The following is a 17,899-nucleotide window of genomic DNA, read 5'->3' as shown; positions in this document are numbered from 1 at the left end:
AATTTTTCTTTCCCTATATTACGCAGATACTGGTTGCCATGGAAAGCGGGTTATCACCGCGATGCCGATGCAGTCACTGCTGATGGGAGGGATAAGATGATTTTTAATGTACAGCGCTATTCCACTCATGACGGTCCCGGCATTCGTAGTGTGGTATTCCTCAAAGGCTGTTCGCTGAGCTGCCGCTGGTGCCAAAACCCAGAGAGCCGTTCACCTAAACCTGAAGTGTTATTTGACCTGCGCGTTTGCCTGGCTGGCTGTGATTTGTGCCACCAGAGCTGTCCGCAGGCGATCCAGCGTATTGATGATCAACTGGTGATTCAGCGTCAATTATTGACGGCAGAGGATATTCAGGCGCTGACCATTCGTTGCCCCAGTGGTGCGCTGACTGTGTGCGGCCGCCCGATTGATCTCGACGCCACGATGGAAACTTTGCTGCGCGACTTGCCATTTTATCGGCGCAGCGGCGGCGGGGTGACCTTGTCCGGTGGCGAGCCTTTTATGCAGCCTGAGGTGGCCGCTGAACTCTTGCAGCGCTGCCATCAACTGGGCATTCATACCGCGGTTGAATCTTGCTTACACACGCCGTGGCGCTATATCGCCCCTGCTTTGCCGTGGCTGGATTTGATGCTGGCGGACCTCAAGCATACCGATGAGCGCCGTTTTCAGCAGTGGACCGGCGGTTCGGCCTGGCGGGTGATGGATAATTTCCGCAAGTTAGCCGCCGCAGGCACCCCTATTACCGTGCGGGTGCCGTTGATCCCCGATTTCAATGCGGACTGCCACTCGGTGCAAGGGATCGTCGATTTTGCCGCTGATGAGATTGGGGTGAAAGAGATCCATTTTTTGCCTTACCACACGCTGGGTATCAATAAATATTCGTTGCTGGGTGAGGCCTATCGGGCCGCAAATAGCCCTTTGGACGCCCCTGACCTGCTGGCCTTCGCGGAAAGTTATGCCCGTGACAAGGGCCTGACCGCAATTTTACGAGGATGACGCAATGACCACACTCGATTTGGTAACCTTAAGCGAACGGACAAAACAGCATAAAAACGCCCTGATCCACATTGTCAAACCGCCGGTGTGTACCGAGCGGGCGGTGCATTATACCGAGGCTTATCAGCAGCATCAGGATAAACCCTTGCCGGTTCGCCGTGCACTGGCGCTAGCTCACCATTTACAGCAGCGCACCCTGTGGATCAAAAATGATGAGCTGATTATCGGCAATCAGGCCAGCCAACTGCGAGCGGCACCGATTTTCCCTGAATACACAGTCGGTTGGATTGAAAGTGAAATTGATGAGCTGGCTGATCGCCCCGGCGCAGGTTTCTCGGTCAGTGAAGCAGACAAAGTGGTATTGCATCAGTTGTGCCCATGGTGGCGCGGCCAAACTGTGCAGGATCGCTGCTACGGTATGTTTACCGACGAACAAAAAGCGCTACTGGCGACCGGTATCATCAAAGCAGAAGGCAATATGACCTCCGGTGATGCTCATCTGGCGGTTAACTTCCCACTGCTGCTGGAGAAAGGTTTGGATGGCCTGCGCCGCAAAGTCGCCAGTCGTCGCGAGCGCCTGCAACTGACTGACTGGAGTGATTTGCACAAAGAGCAATTTCTGAAAGCGATTGATATCTCGCTGGTGGCGCTGAGTGAACATATTGAGCGCTATGGGGCTGTGGCGCAGCAAATGGCGGAGGAGGATACGCGCGAATGGCGGCGTGCTGAGCTGCTGGCTATTGCTGAAAACTGCGCGCTGATTGCCCATCAACCGCCACAGAGCTTCTGGCAAGCTTTGCAGCTCTGTTACTTCATTCAGCTGATTTTGCAAATTGAGTCCAATGGTCACTCGGTCTCCTTTGGTCGCCTCGACCAGTATCTCTACCCATGGTATCGCCGTGATGTGGAGCTGGAAAATAGCCTGAGTCGCGAGCAAGCGATTGAGATGCTGCATAGCTGCTGGCTGAAATTACTGGAAGTGAACAAAATCCGTTCCGGCTCACACTCCAAGGCGTCGGCGGGTAGCCCGCTCTATCAAAACGTCACTATTGGCGGGCAAAAACTGGTGCAAGGTAAGGCCATTGATGCCGTTAATCCGCTCTCTTATGCGGTGCTGGAGTCGTGCGGGCGCTTAAAATCCACCCAGCCAAACCTCAGTGTCCGCTACCATGCGGGGATCAGCGACGATTTCCTCGACGCCTGTGTGCAGGTCATTCGCTGCGGTTTTGGGATGCCCGCCTTTAATAATGACGAAATCGTTATTCCTGAATTTATTAAGCTGGGCGTGGAGCCGCAGGATGCCTACGACTATGCAGCGATTGGCTGTATTGAAACTGCCGTCGGCGGCAAGTGGGGCTATCGCTGTACTGGCATGAGTTTTATCAACTTTGCTCGCGTGATGTTGGCGGCCCTGGAACAGGGGTGCGATGCCACATCAGGGCAGGTGTTCTTGCCGCAAGAACAGGGGCTGTCGCAAGGCAACTTTACTGATTTTGCCCAAGTGATGGCGCAGTGGGATCAGCAGATCCGCTACTACACCCGTAAATCCATCGAAATCGAGTGTGTGGTGGATACCGTGCTGGAAGAGAACGCCCACGATATCGTCTGCTCGGCGCTGGTGGATGATTGCATTGAGCGCGGTAAAAGCATCAAGCAGGGGGGAGCCCGTTACGACTGGGTTTCTGGCTTACAAGTGGGCATCGCCAATCTGGGTAACAGTCTGGCTGCGGTACGTAAACTGGTGTTCGAACAACAACTTATCGGCCAGCAACAACTGGCAACGGCGCTCACCAATGATTTCGCCGGTCTGAACGGCGAGCAGCTGCGTCAGCATCTGATTAATTCAGCCCCGAAATATGGCAATGACGTTGATGATGTTGACCAACTGCTGGTGCGGGCTTATCAGACCTACATTGATGAGCTGAAGCAATATCACAATACCCGTTTTGGTCGCGGACCTATTGGTGGCACCTATTACGCCGGGACGTCATCCATCTCTGCCAACGTGCCATTTGGTGCGGCGACCATGGCAACACCGGACGGACGCAAGGCGCACAGCCCGCTGGCGGAAGGGGCGAGTCCGGCCTCTGGCACTGACCATTTGGGGCCAACGGCGGTGTTTAACTCACTGTCGAAACTGCCCACTGCCTCGATTCTGGGCGGGGTGTTGCTGAATCAAAAGCTGAATCCGTCCACGTTGGATAACCCTCGCGATCGTGAAAAGTTGATGATGATGTTGCGTACTTTCTTCGAGGAGTTTCTGGGCTGGCACGTGCAGTACAACATTGTCTCTCGCGAGACATTAGTCGATGCCAAGCAGCATCCAGATCGTTACCGCGATTTGGTGGTCAGGGTGGCGGGCTACTCGGCCTTTTTCACTGCACTGTCGCCAGATGCGCAGGACGATATTATTGCCCGCACCGAGCATACCCTGTGATTGATTGTTCTAGATGATGTCAGTTGAGTGAAGTGAGTCCTGCTGTTGTATTGAGTATCAAAGGTATTGAGTATCAAAAATTTCTGAGTAATGGTGTATTTCACCAGCCAGCAGGTTAAAACCCGCTGGTTTTTTTTTATTACCCTTCGCACTTGAAGCTGTGGTGTTGTTAGCTTCATGCTCTCACCTGAATCACTTACTGATGTAAGCTCATCGGGATTCGTTTATTTGCTGCCTAGCCACAACTCCAATTGCTTTGGGTAATATATTTGACACTTGAAGCTGTGGTGTTGCTAGCAACAAATTAGTTATCAGAAAAATGATTTTTACCATTAAAATTATGCTGCTTTATATAAGAGCTTCTGTAGCATAGAGATAAATCGCTATTTCTGGCGCTGGAGCCTGGAATGAAATCTGCACTCACCTTTTCCCGTCGTATCAACCCGGTTTTTCTCGCTTTCTTTGTGGTGGCTTTTCTTTCTGGTATCGCTGGCGCGTTGCAGGCACCGACATTAAGCCTGTTTTTAAGCACCGAAGTGAAAGTTCGCCCGCTCTGGGTTGGTCTGTTTTATACCGTGAATGCCATTGCCGGGATTACTGTCAGCTTTATTCTGGCAAAACGCTCCGATTCACGTGGCGATCGCCGCAAACTCATCATGGTCTGCTATCTGATGGCGGTGGGCAACTGCCTGCTATTCGCCTTTAACCGTGATTATCTGACATTAATCACCGCGGGTGTGTTGCTGGCGTCGGTCGCCAATACCGCCATGCCGCAGATATTTGCCCTCGCGCGTGAATATGCCGACAGCTCGGCACGTGAAGTGGTGATGTTCAGCTCTATTATGCGTGCGCAGCTCTCATTGGCGTGGGTTATTGGGCCACCGCTGTCGTTTATGCTGGCACTGAATTATGGTTTTACCCTGATGTTCAGTATTGCCGCCGGTATCTTTGTGCTGAGTGCGTTGGTGGTGTGGTTTATTCTGCCGTCAGTGCCGCGCGCCGAGCCGGTGGTGGATGCGCCAGTGGTGGTGCAGGGCAGCTTGTTTGCCGATAAAAACGTATTGCTGCTGTTTATTGCCTCGATGCTGATGTGGACTTGCAACACCATGTACATCATTGATATGCCACTGTATATCACCGCTAGCCTGGGTCTGCCTGAGCGCTTAGCGGGTTTGTTGATGGGCACCGCCGCCGGGCTTGAGATCCCCATCATGCTGCTGGCGGGCTATTCGGTACGGCACTTTGGCAAGCGCAAAATCATGCTATTTGCCGTGCTGGCTGGCGTGCTGTTCTATACCGGTTTGGTGCTGTTTAAATTCAAAACTGCGTTGATGTTGCTACAGATTTTCAACGCCATTTTTATCGGTATCGTGGCCGGTATCGGTATGCTCTATTTCCAGGATTTAATGCCGGGCAGGGCGGGGGCCGCTACCACGCTGTTTACTAACAGTATTTCAACCGGGGTGATTCTGGCTGGGGTGCTGCAAGGGGTATTAACGGAAACCTGGGGACATGATTCGGTGTATGTCATGGCGATGATTCTCGCCATTCTCGCACTTATCATTTTTGCGCGAGTAAAAGAAGCTTAGCGCCCCGTAGGGCGCTGGTATTGCTCACTTATAAAAATAATTAACGCAGAAATTCTGGCTGTTGTTTTTCGTATGCAGAAATATTACTTTCGTGCTGCAAGGTCAGGCCAATACTGTCCAAACCGTTAATCATGCAGTGGCGACGGAAGCTATCGATTTCGAAAGCATAACTTTTGCCACCTGCATTCACAGTTTGCGCTTCCAGATCGACAACAAATTGAATGCCTTCATTGCTCTTAACTAACTGGAATAGTGTATCAATATCGGCTTCGCTTAATGTGACCGGTAACAGTTGGTTATTAAATGAGTTGCCGTAAAAGATATCGGCAAAGCTCGGAGCAATCACCACATGGAAACCGAAGTCTGTCAGCGCCCAGGGCGCATGTTCGCGCGATGAACCACAACCGAAGTTCTCGCGGGCCAACAAAATGGTCGCGCCTTGATAGCGAGGCTGATTCAGCACAAATTCAGGGTTCGGCACTTTGCCCGCATCGTCGAGAAAACGCCAATCGTTAAACAGGTGTTGACCAAAACCAGTGCGAGTCACTTTCTGCAAAAACTGTTTTGGGATTATCGCGTCGGTATCGACGTTCGCCGCATCTAAGGGTACAACCAAACCAATATGTTGAGTAAATTTAGCCATGGTGGAGTCTCCGGTTAGTGGGTGGCGGCGGTTAAGTCGCGGACATCAGCAAAGTGACCACTGACGGCGGCGGCGGCGGCCATCGCCGGGCTAACCAAATGGGTGCGGCCACCACGGCCCTGACGGCCTTCAAAGTTGCGGTTGCTGGTGGAGGCGCAGCGCTCACCGGGTTCCAGACGGTCATTGTTCATCGCCAGACACATTGAGCAGCCGGGTAAGCGCCACTCGAAACCGGCTTCGATAAAGATCTTATCCAACCCTTCCGCTTCTGCCTGAGCTTTCACCGGGCCGGAGCCAGGCACTACGATTGCCTGCACACCGCTGGCGACCTTACGCCCTTGCGCGATGGCGGCAGCGGCACGTAAATCTTCAATACGTGAGTTGGTGCAAGAGCCGATAAAGACTTTATCAATTGCCACCTCGGTTAACTTGATACCGGGGAGCAAGTCCATATAAGCCAAGGCTTTTTCTGCGGAGGCGCGCTCAACCGGATCACTGAAGGAGTCCGGTGCCGGAATGCTCTGGTTCACGGCAATCACCTGGCCCGGATTGGTGCCCCAGGTGACTTGTGGTGCGATATCCGCAGCCGCTAAGGTGACGATGGTATCGAATTTGGCATCCGCATCAGATTTCAAGGTGCGCCAGTAAGCCACGCCTTGCTCCCACAGTTCGCCAGTCGGGGCAAACTGACGCCCTTTCAGATAGTCGAACGTGGTGTCATCCGGTGCCACTAACCCAGCTTTTGCGCCCATTTCGATAGCCATGTTGCACAATGTCATGCGGCCCTCCATGCTCAGCGCTTCAATCGCGCTGCCGCAGAACTCCACCACATGGCCTGTGCCGCCTGCGCTGCCGGTTTTGCCGATAATTGCCAACACGATATCTTTGGCGGTGATCCCCGCGCCAACCTCGCCATTGACTTCAATTTTCATGGTCTTGGCACGGCCCTGTTTCAGGGTTTGGGTTGCCAGCACATGTTCAACTTCTGAGGTGCCGATACCAAAGGCCAATGAGCCAAATGCGCCATGGGTAGCGGTATGAGAGTCGCCACACACAATGGTCATGCCCGGTAAGGTCATGCCCTGCTCAGGGCCAATCACATGTACGATGCCTTGAAACGGGTGATTCAGATCATATAAGGAGACGCCGAACTCAGCACAGTTTTTAATCAACTCTTGCATCTGAATGCGCGCCATTTCACCGCTGGCATTGATATCTTTGGTCTGGGTTGAAACGTTGTGGTCCATAGTGGCAAAGGTTTTACCCGGCTGACGTACCGGGCGACCCATGGCTCGCAAGCCATCAAAAGCTTGCGGTGAGGTCACTTCATGCACTAAGTGGCGATCGATATAGAGCAATGGTGTTTCATTGGGCGCTTCGTGAACGATGTGCGCATCGTACAGTTTTTGATATAAAGTTTTGCTCATGTTAAACCCCCTCCGCCACGAATTTAGCGATGATATCGCCCATTTCGTTGGTGCCAATGGCTTTGCCATCACCGGCTAAATCTGCGGTGCGATAGCCTTGTTCTAATGCCTGATTGATTGCGCGCTCAATGGCATCTGCGGCGTCATCTTTGCCTAAACTAAAGCGCAACAGCAGGGTTAATGACAAGATCTGGGCAATGGGGTTGGCGATGTTTTTACCGGCGATATCCGGTGCGGAGCCGCCTGCGGGTTCATATAAGCCAAAACCTTGCTCGTTCAAGCTGGCTGATGGCAACATGCCCATTGAGCCGGTGATCATAGCGCACTCGTCAGACAAAATATCGCCAAATAAGTTAGAGCACAGCAATACGTCAAACTGGGAAGGGTCCTTGATTAACTGCATGGTGGCGTTATCAATATACATATGGGACAACGCGACATCCGGGTAGTCTGCAGCAATGGTGTTGACCACCTCTCGCCACAAAATGGAACTTTGCAACACATTGGCTTTATCAATAGAGGTCACTTTGCCACGGCGCTTGCGGGCAGATTCAAAGGCGATGCGGGCAATGCGTTCAATTTCGAAGCGGTGATACACTTCGGTATCAAATGCGCGTTCGTACTGGCCTTGGCCCTCACGGCCTTTCGGCTGGCCGAAATAGATACCGCCGGTTAATTCACGCACACACAAAATGTCGAAGCCTCTGGCGGCAATATCACTGCGCAGCGGGCAGAAATCTTCCAATCCTTGATATAAACGCGCAGGGCGCAAGTTACTGAATAATTTAAAGTGTTTGCGCAATGGCAGTAAGGCACCGCGCTCCGGTTGTTCCGCCGGTGGCAAATGTTCCCACTTGGGGCCGCCAACTGAGCCGAATAAAATCGCGTCTGCCTGCTCACAACCGCTGACGGTTGCTGGTGGCAATGGGCTGCCGTGGCGGTCGATGGCCGCGCCACCCACATCATAAACGCTGGTTGAAATCTTGATGCCAAAGCGCTGGCGCACTGCATCCAATACTTTACTTGCCTGAGCCATTACTTCAGGACCAATACCGTCTCCGGGTAAAACGGCAATATGATAAGTCTTCGTCATGTTCACACCATTTCCTGATTATTTTGTTGCAAGCGCTGCTTCTCGATCTCTACCTGATGAGCACGCCAGATGTTATTTAATACGTGAACCAATGCCTTAGCGGATGACTCGACAATGTCAGTTGCCAAACCCACGCCATGGAAGCGGCGGCCTTGGTGATCAACCACGATATCAACCTGACCCAGTGCATCTTTGCCCTGACCTTTGGCAGACAACTGATATTTCACCAGCTCGATTGGATAGTCGGTAATGCGATTGATAGCCTGATATACCGCATCAACTGGACCGTTACCGGTGGCCGCTTCTGACTTGATCTCTTCACCACACACCAATTTCACGGAGGCGGTCGCCATCACACTGGAGCCAGATTGGACGCTGAAATAGTCCAAACGGTAATATTCAGGCTCTTCCTGCTGCTTATTAATGAAAGCCAAAGCCTCCAAATCGTAGTCAAAGACTTGGCCTTTTTTGTCTGCCAGTTTCAGGAAAGCGTCGTACAAGGAGTCCAAATTGTAATCTTTATCCTGATAACCCATCTCTTCCATACGGTGTTTCACCGCCGCGCGACCAGAGCGAGAAGTCAGATTCAACTGCACTTCTTTCAGGCCGATAGATTCAGGGGTCATGATTTCGTAGTTTTCGCGGTTTTTCAGCACGCCATCCTGATGAATACCGGAGGAGTGGGCGAAAGCATTGCTGCCGACAATGGCTTTATTACCAGGAATAGGCATGTTGCATATTTTGCTGACCAACTGGCTGGTACGGTAAATTTCCTGATGATTGATATTGGTATGCACCCCCAACATCTGATGGCGCACCTTAATGGCCATGATCACCTCTTCCAGTGAACAGTTACCAGCACGTTCGCCCAAGCCGTTGATGGTGCCCTCAACCTGACGCGCCCCCGCCTGTACTGCAGTGATGGAGTTGGCTACTGACATACCCAAATCATCGTGGCAATGCACCGAGATAATCGCTTTATCAATGTTAGGTACGCGCTCATACAAGTCGGTGATGATCCCGCCGAACTGATAAGGGGTGGTGTAACCGACGGTATCCGGGATATTGATGGTTGTGGCACCCGCCGTAATCGCGGCTTCAACCACACGACACAAGTTATCTATCGGGGTGCGCCCCGCATCTTCACAGGAGAATTCTACGTCGTCGGTATAGTTGCGAGCGCGTTTCACCGAGTGCACCGCCATCGCCAACACATCATCAAATGAGCGTTTTAACTTGGATTCGATATGCAAGGTGGAGGTGGCTAAGAATACGTGGATGCGGAAAGCTTCGGCGATACGCAAGGCTTCGGCCGCGACATCAATATCTTTATCTACGCAACGCGCCAGGGCGCAAACCCGGCTGTTTTTCACTTGCTGCGCGATAGTACGTACTGACTCAAAATCGCCAGGAGAGGAGACTGGGAAGCCGACTTCCATTATATCGACACCCATTCTTTCTAGTGCCAGCGCGATTTGCAGCTTCTCTTTAACACTCAGACTGGCTTGCAACGCTTGTTCACCGTCGCGCAATGTTGTATCAAAAATAATGACCTGTTGGCTCATGGTGGGTATTCCTTGTCGTGTTTACATTTGCGCTTAGCGGGTAAAAAAAAACCCGCGCATTTGCGCGGGCTTGTTAATCTTGATGACTGAATCAGTTCTGATTTCCGTCCACCAACATACCGCGCAAGTGAGATGCGTTTAGTAGTAGGCTTAGTAGACGGCTTGAGTAGAACATCATTTTTCAGTTTCTCATTGGTTAATGATATTGCGTTATCTAAATTGATACGTTAATTCTATGGTTATGTCAATATTTGTTTTAAGTAGTGTCTTCAACTGGTTCCGAGGGCTTTGAATTCCTTATTTTGGAATAAAAAACCTTATAAGTTATTTTTTAGGATGATTAAGCTGATATTTACTATTGTGTCTTTTTGTTTGTTTGGCATAACTATAACAATATAGGTTATTGTGCTTTTCAGATTTCTAAAGACATTGCCGCTTGCTTATCAGGGATTAACCCCTGTTCTGGAGGTTATAGTTAGATTTTATAAGAGCAGAGTAAAATAGTGAGAGTAATTTATTGCTCACCAATCGAGTAAATTCACAGTAAACCTTATTATCTTTCACTTATATGTTTCGTGAATATAAATATTGATTGATTTAATGAATGGGATTATTTATTTGTTTAAAGTGTTATGACTATGGAGTAAAGTCATAATTAAGTTTGATGAAATTCAATCCATGATTAAACATATTAGTGACTATAATTAATAACTAATAAGTTTTCATTGATGAATTTATTATTTGTTAATGGCATAGTTGTCAATCATCCCATTTTGTGATGTGATCATGCTATTGCTCTTATTATTGACGCGTATGAAAGAATAGGCTTGTATTTCTAAAATGAATTAGTCTTAAGTACTATATGGGATACTTTATGTGGATGGCTTATTCACGTATTTATCTATGGGCATTATCGGCGGAAAATACATGGAGGCAATTCATATCGTTTCATTTATACAAGGATGAGACTCATTTTATCTTATAACGGTAATGATGAGAATATTGGTGTCATTAATAGTAAGAAATCAAAGATATTTTGAGATAACGATAAGTATCAGCGGAGCTCTTTTATTAATCATGCCATCTGCATAAAGCTTAGTGGAGTTAAGCATGTCTGAATACAATTTAGTCACCGATAGTCAAGCAACTAAAAAAGAGTGTAACGAAGTTCACTTAAGAAGTGTTGATCTCAATTTATTAACTGTTTTTGATGCAGTAATGCAAATGCATAATGTAACACGAGCAGCCCAAGCGCTGGGTATGTCCCAGCCAGCAGTAAGTAACGCGGTAGCCCGCTTAAAAGTGATGTTTAATGACGAATTGTTTGTTCGTTATGGTCGAGGTATTCAGCCTACAGCCAGAGCACGTCAGCTTTTTGGGCCAGTAAGGCAGGCGCTGCAACTCGTACAAAATGAGCTGCCGGGTGCCGGTTTTGAAGCGAAAAATAGTGGGCGAGTCTTTAATTTATCTATTTGTAGCCCTTTAGATATTAGGCTTACGGCACAAATAATAGAGCGCGTTAAGCTATTGGCACCCAATGTTCAACTCATTATCAGATCTAATCTTAATGAGAATATTGAGCATCAATTACGTTATCAAGAAACAGAGTTTGTTATCGGTTATACCAAGTTTGAACGCCCTGACTTTCACGATATATCATTATTTAATGATGAATCAGTACTGGCTGTGTCTAAAGATCATCCACGTATTGATAATTCAATTAGCCAAGAACAACTCGTTTCTGAACCACACGCTGTAGTGTCATTAGATAAAGTGGGTTCTTTTAGTGAGTTTTATTATGAATCAATAGTCAGTGCCCAGAGCATTGCTTATGAAAGTACGGATATGAATAGCGTGCTTAATATTGTGTCTCAAACATCCTTTGTAGCCATTGCTCCCCGATGGCTTGTTCAGAAATACAGCGAAACCCTTAATTTAAAACAGATCTCTTTACCCTGGAAAGAGAATGTCAGTCGGCCATGTTATCTCACATGGCATGAATCTACTGATAGAGATAAAGGCCATCAATGGATGAAGGAATTACTCGGTCAACTTAGTATCCCGCTGTAATAATTTCCGTTAAGCCCTGCTGCTGAAATTATATTAAGCTCAGTAGCAGGCAAGGGTAAGATTGAATTCAATATTGCTTTCTTCCCTCTTTTGTTAGCCCTTTCAGTAAAATGCTGCTGTCCTGCTAAATCCCCAGTCGCGGCCCTAACCGCTCTATTTTTCATCAAAATCTATTTTAGCTCACATTTCTGCGCTGAATTTTATTTGCCATAACCTCTAGAGCGGGTAGACTGCGCGAAAAAAAGTGAACACATGTAAGCTGAATGCCAACAGGCAAAAAGTTGCGGTACACTTTAATGAATGATTGATCAGCGAGCGGCGATGTTATGACCCACACACTAGAGCAATACCACCTTGTGCGCCGTCTGCGCCAGCAAATCAGCGATCGTGCTGATCAGATAGCCTTCCGTGAATGGTCGCCAGAAGGCGAAAAACAGCTAACCTGGCGTCAGGTTGACCAACACGTCACTCAGATTTCTACCGCACTGCTCTCTTTGGATGCAGCAATTCAAGAGCGCATTGGGATTTTTGCTAACAATAGTATGGCTTGGTCGTTGGCGGATTTGGCTATTTTACAATTGCGCGGCGTGAGTGTTCCCTTGTATGCCACCAATACGACGGCTCAGGCCGCTTATGTGCTCAATGATGCCGATGTGCGTATTTTATTTGTCGGTGGGCAATCGCAATTTGATGTGGCTATCACGCTGAAGCCAATGTGTCCGCAGCTAACTCAGATTATCGTATTAGATCCTGCTGTCGAGTTACGTGGCTGTGAATACGCCCAGCATTTAGCTGATTTTGAGCAGCAGCCCGATGCCGTACAGCAGCATCTATTGACTACACGTATAGATAGTTGCGACCTGGATGACCTGTTCACGCTGATCTATACCTCTGGTACTACGGGTGAGCCAAAAGGTGTGATGCTGGACTATCGTAATATGGCGGCTCAACTCTACCTACACGATCAGCGCCTAACTCTGACAGTCGATGATGTTTCCCTTAGTTTCCTGCCGTTATCTCACGTGTTTGAGCGGGCCTGGAGCTTCTATGTAATGCATACCGGCGCGCAAAACGTCTATATCCGTGATACGGATTGGGTGCGCCCGGCAATGCAGGCCGTAAAGCCTACTGTCATGTGCGCAGTTCCCCGGTTCTACGAGAAAGTGTTCAGTGCCATCAATGACAAAGTCGCGCTGGCAAAATGGCACCGCCGGATGCTGTTCCGTTGGGCTGTTGGCCGTGGCGAACACAAATTCCAAAATTTGCAATCTGGGCAAACAGTATCACTGCTATCCGGGCTGATGTATAAGCTGGCAGATCGCTTGGTATTGAGTAAGTTACGCGGCTTATTGGGCGGAAAAGTGCGCTTTTTACCGGCGGCGGGCGCGCGGTTAGATGACAATATTATTCTGTTTTTCCAAGCTATCGGCATCAATATTAAGTACGGTTATGGCATGACCGAAACCTGCGCTACAGTCTCTTGCTGGGAAGAGAAAAACTTCTGCTTCGGCTCTATCGGCAAGCCACTGCCGGGGATTGATGTCCGCTTAGGGATTGAAAATGAGATTCAAGTCCGTGGCCCGATTGTTATGCGCGGCTATTTTAATAAGCCGCAGGAGACCGCAGAATCCTTTACCGAAGATGGCTGGCTCAAAACCGGTGATGCCGGTGTATTGGACGCTAAAGGTAATTTATTCATCACCGAGCGCCTCAAAGATCTGATGAAAACCTCGGGTGGGAAGTATATTGCGCCACAAATGATTGAAGGCACCCTCGGTCAGGACCGTTTTATCGAGCAGATAGCGGTTATTGCGGATACGCGTAAGTTTGTGTCGGCGCTGATTGTTCCCTGCTTTGAATCACTGGAAGAGTATGCGCGTTCGATAAATCTGAAGTATCACGATAGGTTGGAGCTATTACGCCATAGCCATATTGTCAGTTTGTTTGAACAACGGCTGAAAGATATGCAAAAAGAGCTGGCGCTATTTGAGCAGGTTAAGCGCTTTACGCTATTACCGCAGGCATTCACCATGGAAACCGGTGAGCTGACACCTACCATGAAATTGCGGCGTAAAATCATTCTCCAGCGTTATCAGAATGAAATTGACTCCATGTACCGTGATTGATCATCTATCTTCTCGCGGCGATAGTGGGCATTTTTAATATTGATGCCAGCTATCGCTGTTTTTACGTGCAATAGCCCTCTTCCTCTACCCATTTCTGTGTAGTGCTTATCATTTTGCTGCATCCAGCGTGTAAAAATCATTAGCCTGATTAAGTTCTATAATTACCTGCCAATGCGACGTAAAAACCAAGGTTGTAGCTACTCTGGTAGTGTTTTATTTTTGTAACTGGAATAAATCCAGTGTGTGACTAACGGAATTGTCTTTAGGGCAGATAATTGCTGTTTGCCTGCCAGAAATTCTGACGTTATGTTAATAAGTTAGTTACCCTAACAATAACAAACTAAGAATAGGAATAAGGGGCGTTGTGCCTTTCCTACAGGAACCCGTGGAAATGACTTCCCGTTATCCGATGAGCAAACTAAGCCTGGAGGCAAAACCCATGGAGATGTTGTCAGGAGCCGAGATGGTTGTCCGATCGTTAATCGATCAGGGCGTTAAGCATGTGTTCGGTTATCCCGGCGGGGCCGTACTTGATATCTACGATGCCCTGCACACGGTCGGAGGCATCGATCACGTGCTGGTGCGCCATGAACAAGGTGCGGTGCATATGGCCGATGGCTATGCGCGGGCAACCGGTGAAGTCGGCGTAGTGCTGGTCACTTCCGGCCCCGGCGCGACCAATGCAATTACCGGCATTGCTACGGCCTATATGGATTCCGTGCCATTGGTGGTGCTTTCTGGCCAGGTGCCTAGCTCGTTGATTGGCTACGACGCTTTCCAGGAGTGCGACATGGTGGGGATCTCCCGCCCAGTGGTTAAGCACAGCTTCCTGGTTAAACGCACGGAAGATATTCCGACTGTACTGAAAAAGGCATTTTATCTGGCTTCGACAGGTCGTCCTGGTCCGGTAGTTATTGATCTGCCAAAAGATATTGTAGGGCCGGCGGTCAAAATGCCGTACGCCTATCCAGAACAAGTTAGCTTGCGCTCATACAATCCGACAGTGCAAGGTCACCGTGGTCAGATAAAACGTGCGCTGCAAACCATTCTCGCGGCCAAAAGACCTATTATGTATGTCGGTGGTGGGGCGATAAATTCAGCCTGCCACGAAGAGTTATTGGCGTTTGCCGAGAAACTGAACCTTCCGGTCACCAGCTCGCTGATGGGGTTGGGCAGCTTCCCTGGCACCCATCGCCAAAGTGTTGGCATGTTGGGGATGCACGGGACATTTGAGGCCAATATGGCCATGCACAATACGGATCTGATTTTTGCCATTGGCGTGCGCTTTGATGACCGTACCACCAATAATCTGGCTAAATACTGTCCAGATGCCAGTGTGGTGCACATTGATATCGATCCGACGTCAATCTCGAAAACTGTCAATGCAGATATTCCGATTGTCGGTGATGCCAAACAAGTTTTGGTACAAATGCTGGAGCTGCTGCCTCAGATTGATTGCGCACAAGATTTTGATAGTTTGCGTGACTGGTGGCAATCCATTGAACAGTGGCGCGCGCGCAACTGTCTGGGCTACAACAAAGAGAGCGGCAAGATCAAGCCACAAGCCGTTATTGAAACACTGCACCGTTTGACTAAAGGTGATGCTTACGTCACGTCAGATGTGGGTCAGCACCAGATGTTCGCCGCACTTTACTATCCGTTTGATAAACCACGCCATTGGATCAATTCAGGCGGCTTAGGCACCATGGGCTTCGGGTTACCGGCGGCCCTTGGGGTTAAACTGGCGCTACCAGATGAAACCGTGGTGTGTGTCACCGGTGATGGCAGTATCCAAATGAATATTCAGGAGTTATCTACTGCACTGCAATACAACCTGCCGGTGCTGGTACTGAACCTGAATAACCGCTATCTCGGCATGGTGAAGCAGTGGCAGGATATGATCTATTCAGGCCGTCATTCACAGTCTTATATGGATTCACTGCCTGATTTCGTCAAATTGGCTGAAGCTTATGGGCACATCGGTATTGCGATCCGCACGCCAGATGAGCTGGAAAGTAAGTTGGCCGATGCCTTGTCACAATTATCCGAGACGGATCGCCTGGTGTTTGTGGATGTGACTGTTGATGAAACGGAGCATGTTTACCCGATGCAGATTCGCGGTGGTGGCATGGACGAAATGTGGCTTAGCAAAACGGAGAGGACATAATTATGCGCCGCCGGATTTTATCAGTTCTGCTGGAAAACGAATCAGGTGCTTTATCGCGGGTTGTGGGCCTGTTTTCTCAACGCGGTTATAACATTGAGAGTTTGACTGTTGCGCCGACCGACGATCCAACGCTGTCCCGAATGACCATCCAAACCGTGGGCGATGCCAAGGTTCTGGAGCAGATCGAAAAACAGCTGCATAAGCTGGTGGATGTCTTGCGAGTAAGTGAGTTGGTTTCCGGCTCACATGTTGAGCGCGAAATCATGTTGGTGAAATTGCAGGCCAGCGGTTACGGGCGTGAAGAAGTGAAGCGTTGCGCTGAAATCTTCCGCGGGCAGATTGTTGATGTGACTGCCACGCTCTATACCGTCCAGCTTGCCGGGACGAGTGATAAACTGGATGCATTCTTAAATGCTGTGCGGGAAGTGGCAGAAATTGTTGAAGTTGCCCGCTCCGGTATTGTCGGTGTCTCCCGTGGCGACAAGATCATGCGTTAACCAAAGTGATTAATACTCATTATCAGGCTCAGCAGAGATGCTGAGCTTTTTTTTTCTTATTATTTAACCAAGGTAGCGTTAAATGTCGGTTAAAGCGGTTGCTCAATAGTGAGTTCTGCGGTTAGATCTACATAGCGCAATATCCGTAGTTAAATTATGTCTATATCTCATGGTTTAACCGCAGTGCTACTGCTGATCGACGGATTGAGAAATTCTAAGATATTCCGCTCTGGCAGAGATCATGCCTTTCATTACTTTATTGGGTTTATAAGGGGTCAATGTGAAACTGGATGAAATCGCGCGTCTTGCGGGCGTTTCGCGCACAACCGCCAGTTATGTCATTAATGGCAAAGCGAAACAGTACCGGGTCAGCGATAAAACAGTAGATAAAGTTATGGCTGTGGTCAGAGAACACAACTATCACCCAAATGCCGTTGCGGCAGGATTGCGTGCGGGCAGAACCCGCTCGATTGGTCTGGTGATCCCGGATCTGGAGAATACCAGCTACACCCGTATCGCAAACTATTTGGAGCGTCAGGCGCGTCAGCGTGGCTACCAATTGTTGATCGCCTGTTCTGAGGATCAGCCCGATAATGAAATGCGTTGCATTGAGCATCTGTTGCAGCGTCAGGTTGACGCCATTATCGTTTCAACGGCTTTGCCACCAGAGCACCCTTTTTATCAGCGCTGGGCCAATGACCCGTTGCCGATCATCGCCCTTGATCGCGCCCTTGATCGAGAACACTTCATCAGTGTGGTGGGTGCGGATCAAGAAGATGCATTGATGTTGGCGCAAGAACTACGGACTTTCCCTGCGGAATCAGTACTGTATCTCGGCGCGTTACCTGAGTTGTCGGTCAGCTTCCTGCGAGAGATGGGCTTTCGCGAGGCGTGGAAAGATGATCCCCGTAAGGTCGATTACCTCTATGCCAACAGCTACGAACGCGAAGCCGCCGGTGTACTGTTTGCCGAGTGGCTAAAGACCCACCCGATGCCAGAGGCGCTGTTTACTACCTCATTCCAACTGCTACAGGGCGTTATGGATGTCACCTTAAAGCAGAGTGGGCGCTTACCCAGCAATCTGGCGATCGCCACCTTTGGTGATAACGAACTGCTCGATTTCCTTGAGTGTCCGGTGCTAGCGGTCGCACAGCGCCACCGAGATGTGGCTGAGCGCGTATTGGAATTGGTATTAGCCAGTTTAGACGAGCCGCATAAGCCGAAGCCGGGTTTAACGCGCATCCGCCGTAACCTGTTCCGCCGTGGCAGTTTGAGCCGTAAATAGTCTG

At 49.4% G+C, this 17,899-nt stretch carries 12 protein-coding genes; 8 read left to right on the top strand and 4 right to left on the bottom strand.

Features of this window, described 5'->3' with window-relative positions; translation table 11 throughout:
* Positions 1-96: 96 nt before the first annotated feature.
* The 3 genes from AACW11_RS17450 to AACW11_RS17440 all read left to right on the top strand — a co-directional run bounded on the left by AACW11_RS17450 (position 97) and on the right by AACW11_RS17440 (position 5,022).
* Positions 97-996: a glycyl-radical enzyme activating protein gene (locus tag AACW11_RS17450; protein WP_212584944.1), complete on the top strand. Its 900-nt coding sequence runs from the start codon at positions 97-99 to the stop codon at positions 994-996.
* Between the two features lie 4 nt (positions 997-1,000).
* Positions 1,001-3,433: a formate C-acetyltransferase/glycerol dehydratase family glycyl radical enzyme gene (locus AACW11_RS17445; protein ID WP_212584943.1), complete on the top strand. Its 2,433-nt coding sequence runs from the start codon at positions 1,001-1,003 to the stop codon at positions 3,431-3,433.
* 407 nt (positions 3,434-3,840) lie between these two features.
* Positions 3,841-5,022: a sugar efflux transporter gene (locus AACW11_RS17440; RefSeq protein ID WP_212584942.1), complete on the top strand. Its 1,182-nt coding sequence runs from the start codon at positions 3,841-3,843 to the stop codon at positions 5,020-5,022.
* Between the two features lie 40 nt (positions 5,023-5,062).
* Here AACW11_RS17440 and leuD read toward each other — a convergent pair whose 3' ends face one another.
* The 4 genes from leuD to leuA are packed head-to-tail and all read right to left on the bottom strand — an operon-like array spanning position 5,063 to position 9,750.
* Complete coding sequence (leuD, locus tag AACW11_RS17435; RefSeq protein ID WP_005275269.1) at positions 5,063-5,665, bottom strand: 3-isopropylmalate dehydratase small subunit; 603 nt, start codon at positions 5,663-5,665, stop codon at positions 5,063-5,065.
* 14 nt (positions 5,666-5,679) lie between these two features.
* Complete coding sequence (leuC, locus tag AACW11_RS17430) at positions 5,680-7,092, bottom strand: 3-isopropylmalate dehydratase large subunit (protein WP_212584941.1); 1,413 nt, start codon at positions 7,090-7,092, stop codon at positions 5,680-5,682.
* Between the two features lies 1 nt (position 7,093).
* A complete protein-coding gene (gene leuB / locus AACW11_RS17425; RefSeq protein ID WP_032898088.1) occupies positions 7,094-8,185 on the bottom strand; it encodes a 3-isopropylmalate dehydrogenase in 1,092 nt (363 codons plus the stop codon).
* A 2-nt stretch (positions 8,186-8,187) separates the two neighbouring features.
* A complete protein-coding gene (gene leuA, locus AACW11_RS17420; protein WP_049599779.1) occupies positions 8,188-9,750 on the bottom strand; it encodes a 2-isopropylmalate synthase in 1,563 nt (520 codons plus the stop codon).
* A 1,110-nt stretch (positions 9,751-10,860) separates the two neighbouring features.
* Between leuA and leuO the strand changes: the two genes are divergently transcribed.
* The 5 genes from leuO to cra all read left to right on the top strand — a co-directional run bounded on the left by leuO (position 10,861) and on the right by cra (position 17,895).
* Positions 10,861-11,820, top strand: coding sequence for a transcriptional regulator LeuO (gene leuO / locus AACW11_RS17415; protein ID WP_212584940.1), 960 nt, complete (start codon positions 10,861-10,863; stop codon positions 11,818-11,820).
* A 326-nt stretch (positions 11,821-12,146) separates the two neighbouring features.
* On the top strand, positions 12,147-13,946 hold the full coding sequence (locus AACW11_RS17410) for an AMP-dependent synthetase/ligase (RefSeq protein WP_212584939.1): 1,800 nt from the start codon (positions 12,147-12,149) through the stop codon (positions 13,944-13,946).
* Positions 13,947-14,385: 439 nt separating this feature from the next.
* On the top strand, positions 14,386-16,113 hold the full coding sequence (gene ilvI / locus AACW11_RS17405; protein WP_212585051.1) for an acetolactate synthase 3 large subunit: 1,728 nt from the start codon (positions 14,386-14,388) through the stop codon (positions 16,111-16,113).
* Between the two features lie 2 nt (positions 16,114-16,115).
* Positions 16,116-16,610, top strand: a complete 495-nt coding sequence (gene ilvN / locus AACW11_RS17400; protein WP_004388986.1) for an acetolactate synthase small subunit — start codon at positions 16,116-16,118, stop codon at positions 16,608-16,610.
* 280 nt (positions 16,611-16,890) lie between these two features.
* Positions 16,891-17,895 (top strand): catabolite repressor/activator, encoded by a 1,005-nt coding sequence (gene cra, locus AACW11_RS17395; RefSeq protein WP_212584938.1) that lies wholly within the window; start codon positions 16,891-16,893, stop codon positions 17,893-17,895.
* The last annotated feature ends 4 nt before the right edge of the window (positions 17,896-17,899 follow it).

Source organism: Yersinia sp. Marseille-Q3913, from assembly GCF_963892745.1.
Taxonomy (GTDB): Bacteria; Pseudomonadota; Gammaproteobacteria; order Enterobacterales; family Enterobacteriaceae; genus Yersinia; species Yersinia bercovieri.
The sequence above is the reverse complement of the archived record's forward strand: the minus strand, read 5'-3'. Positions and strand labels throughout refer to the sequence as shown.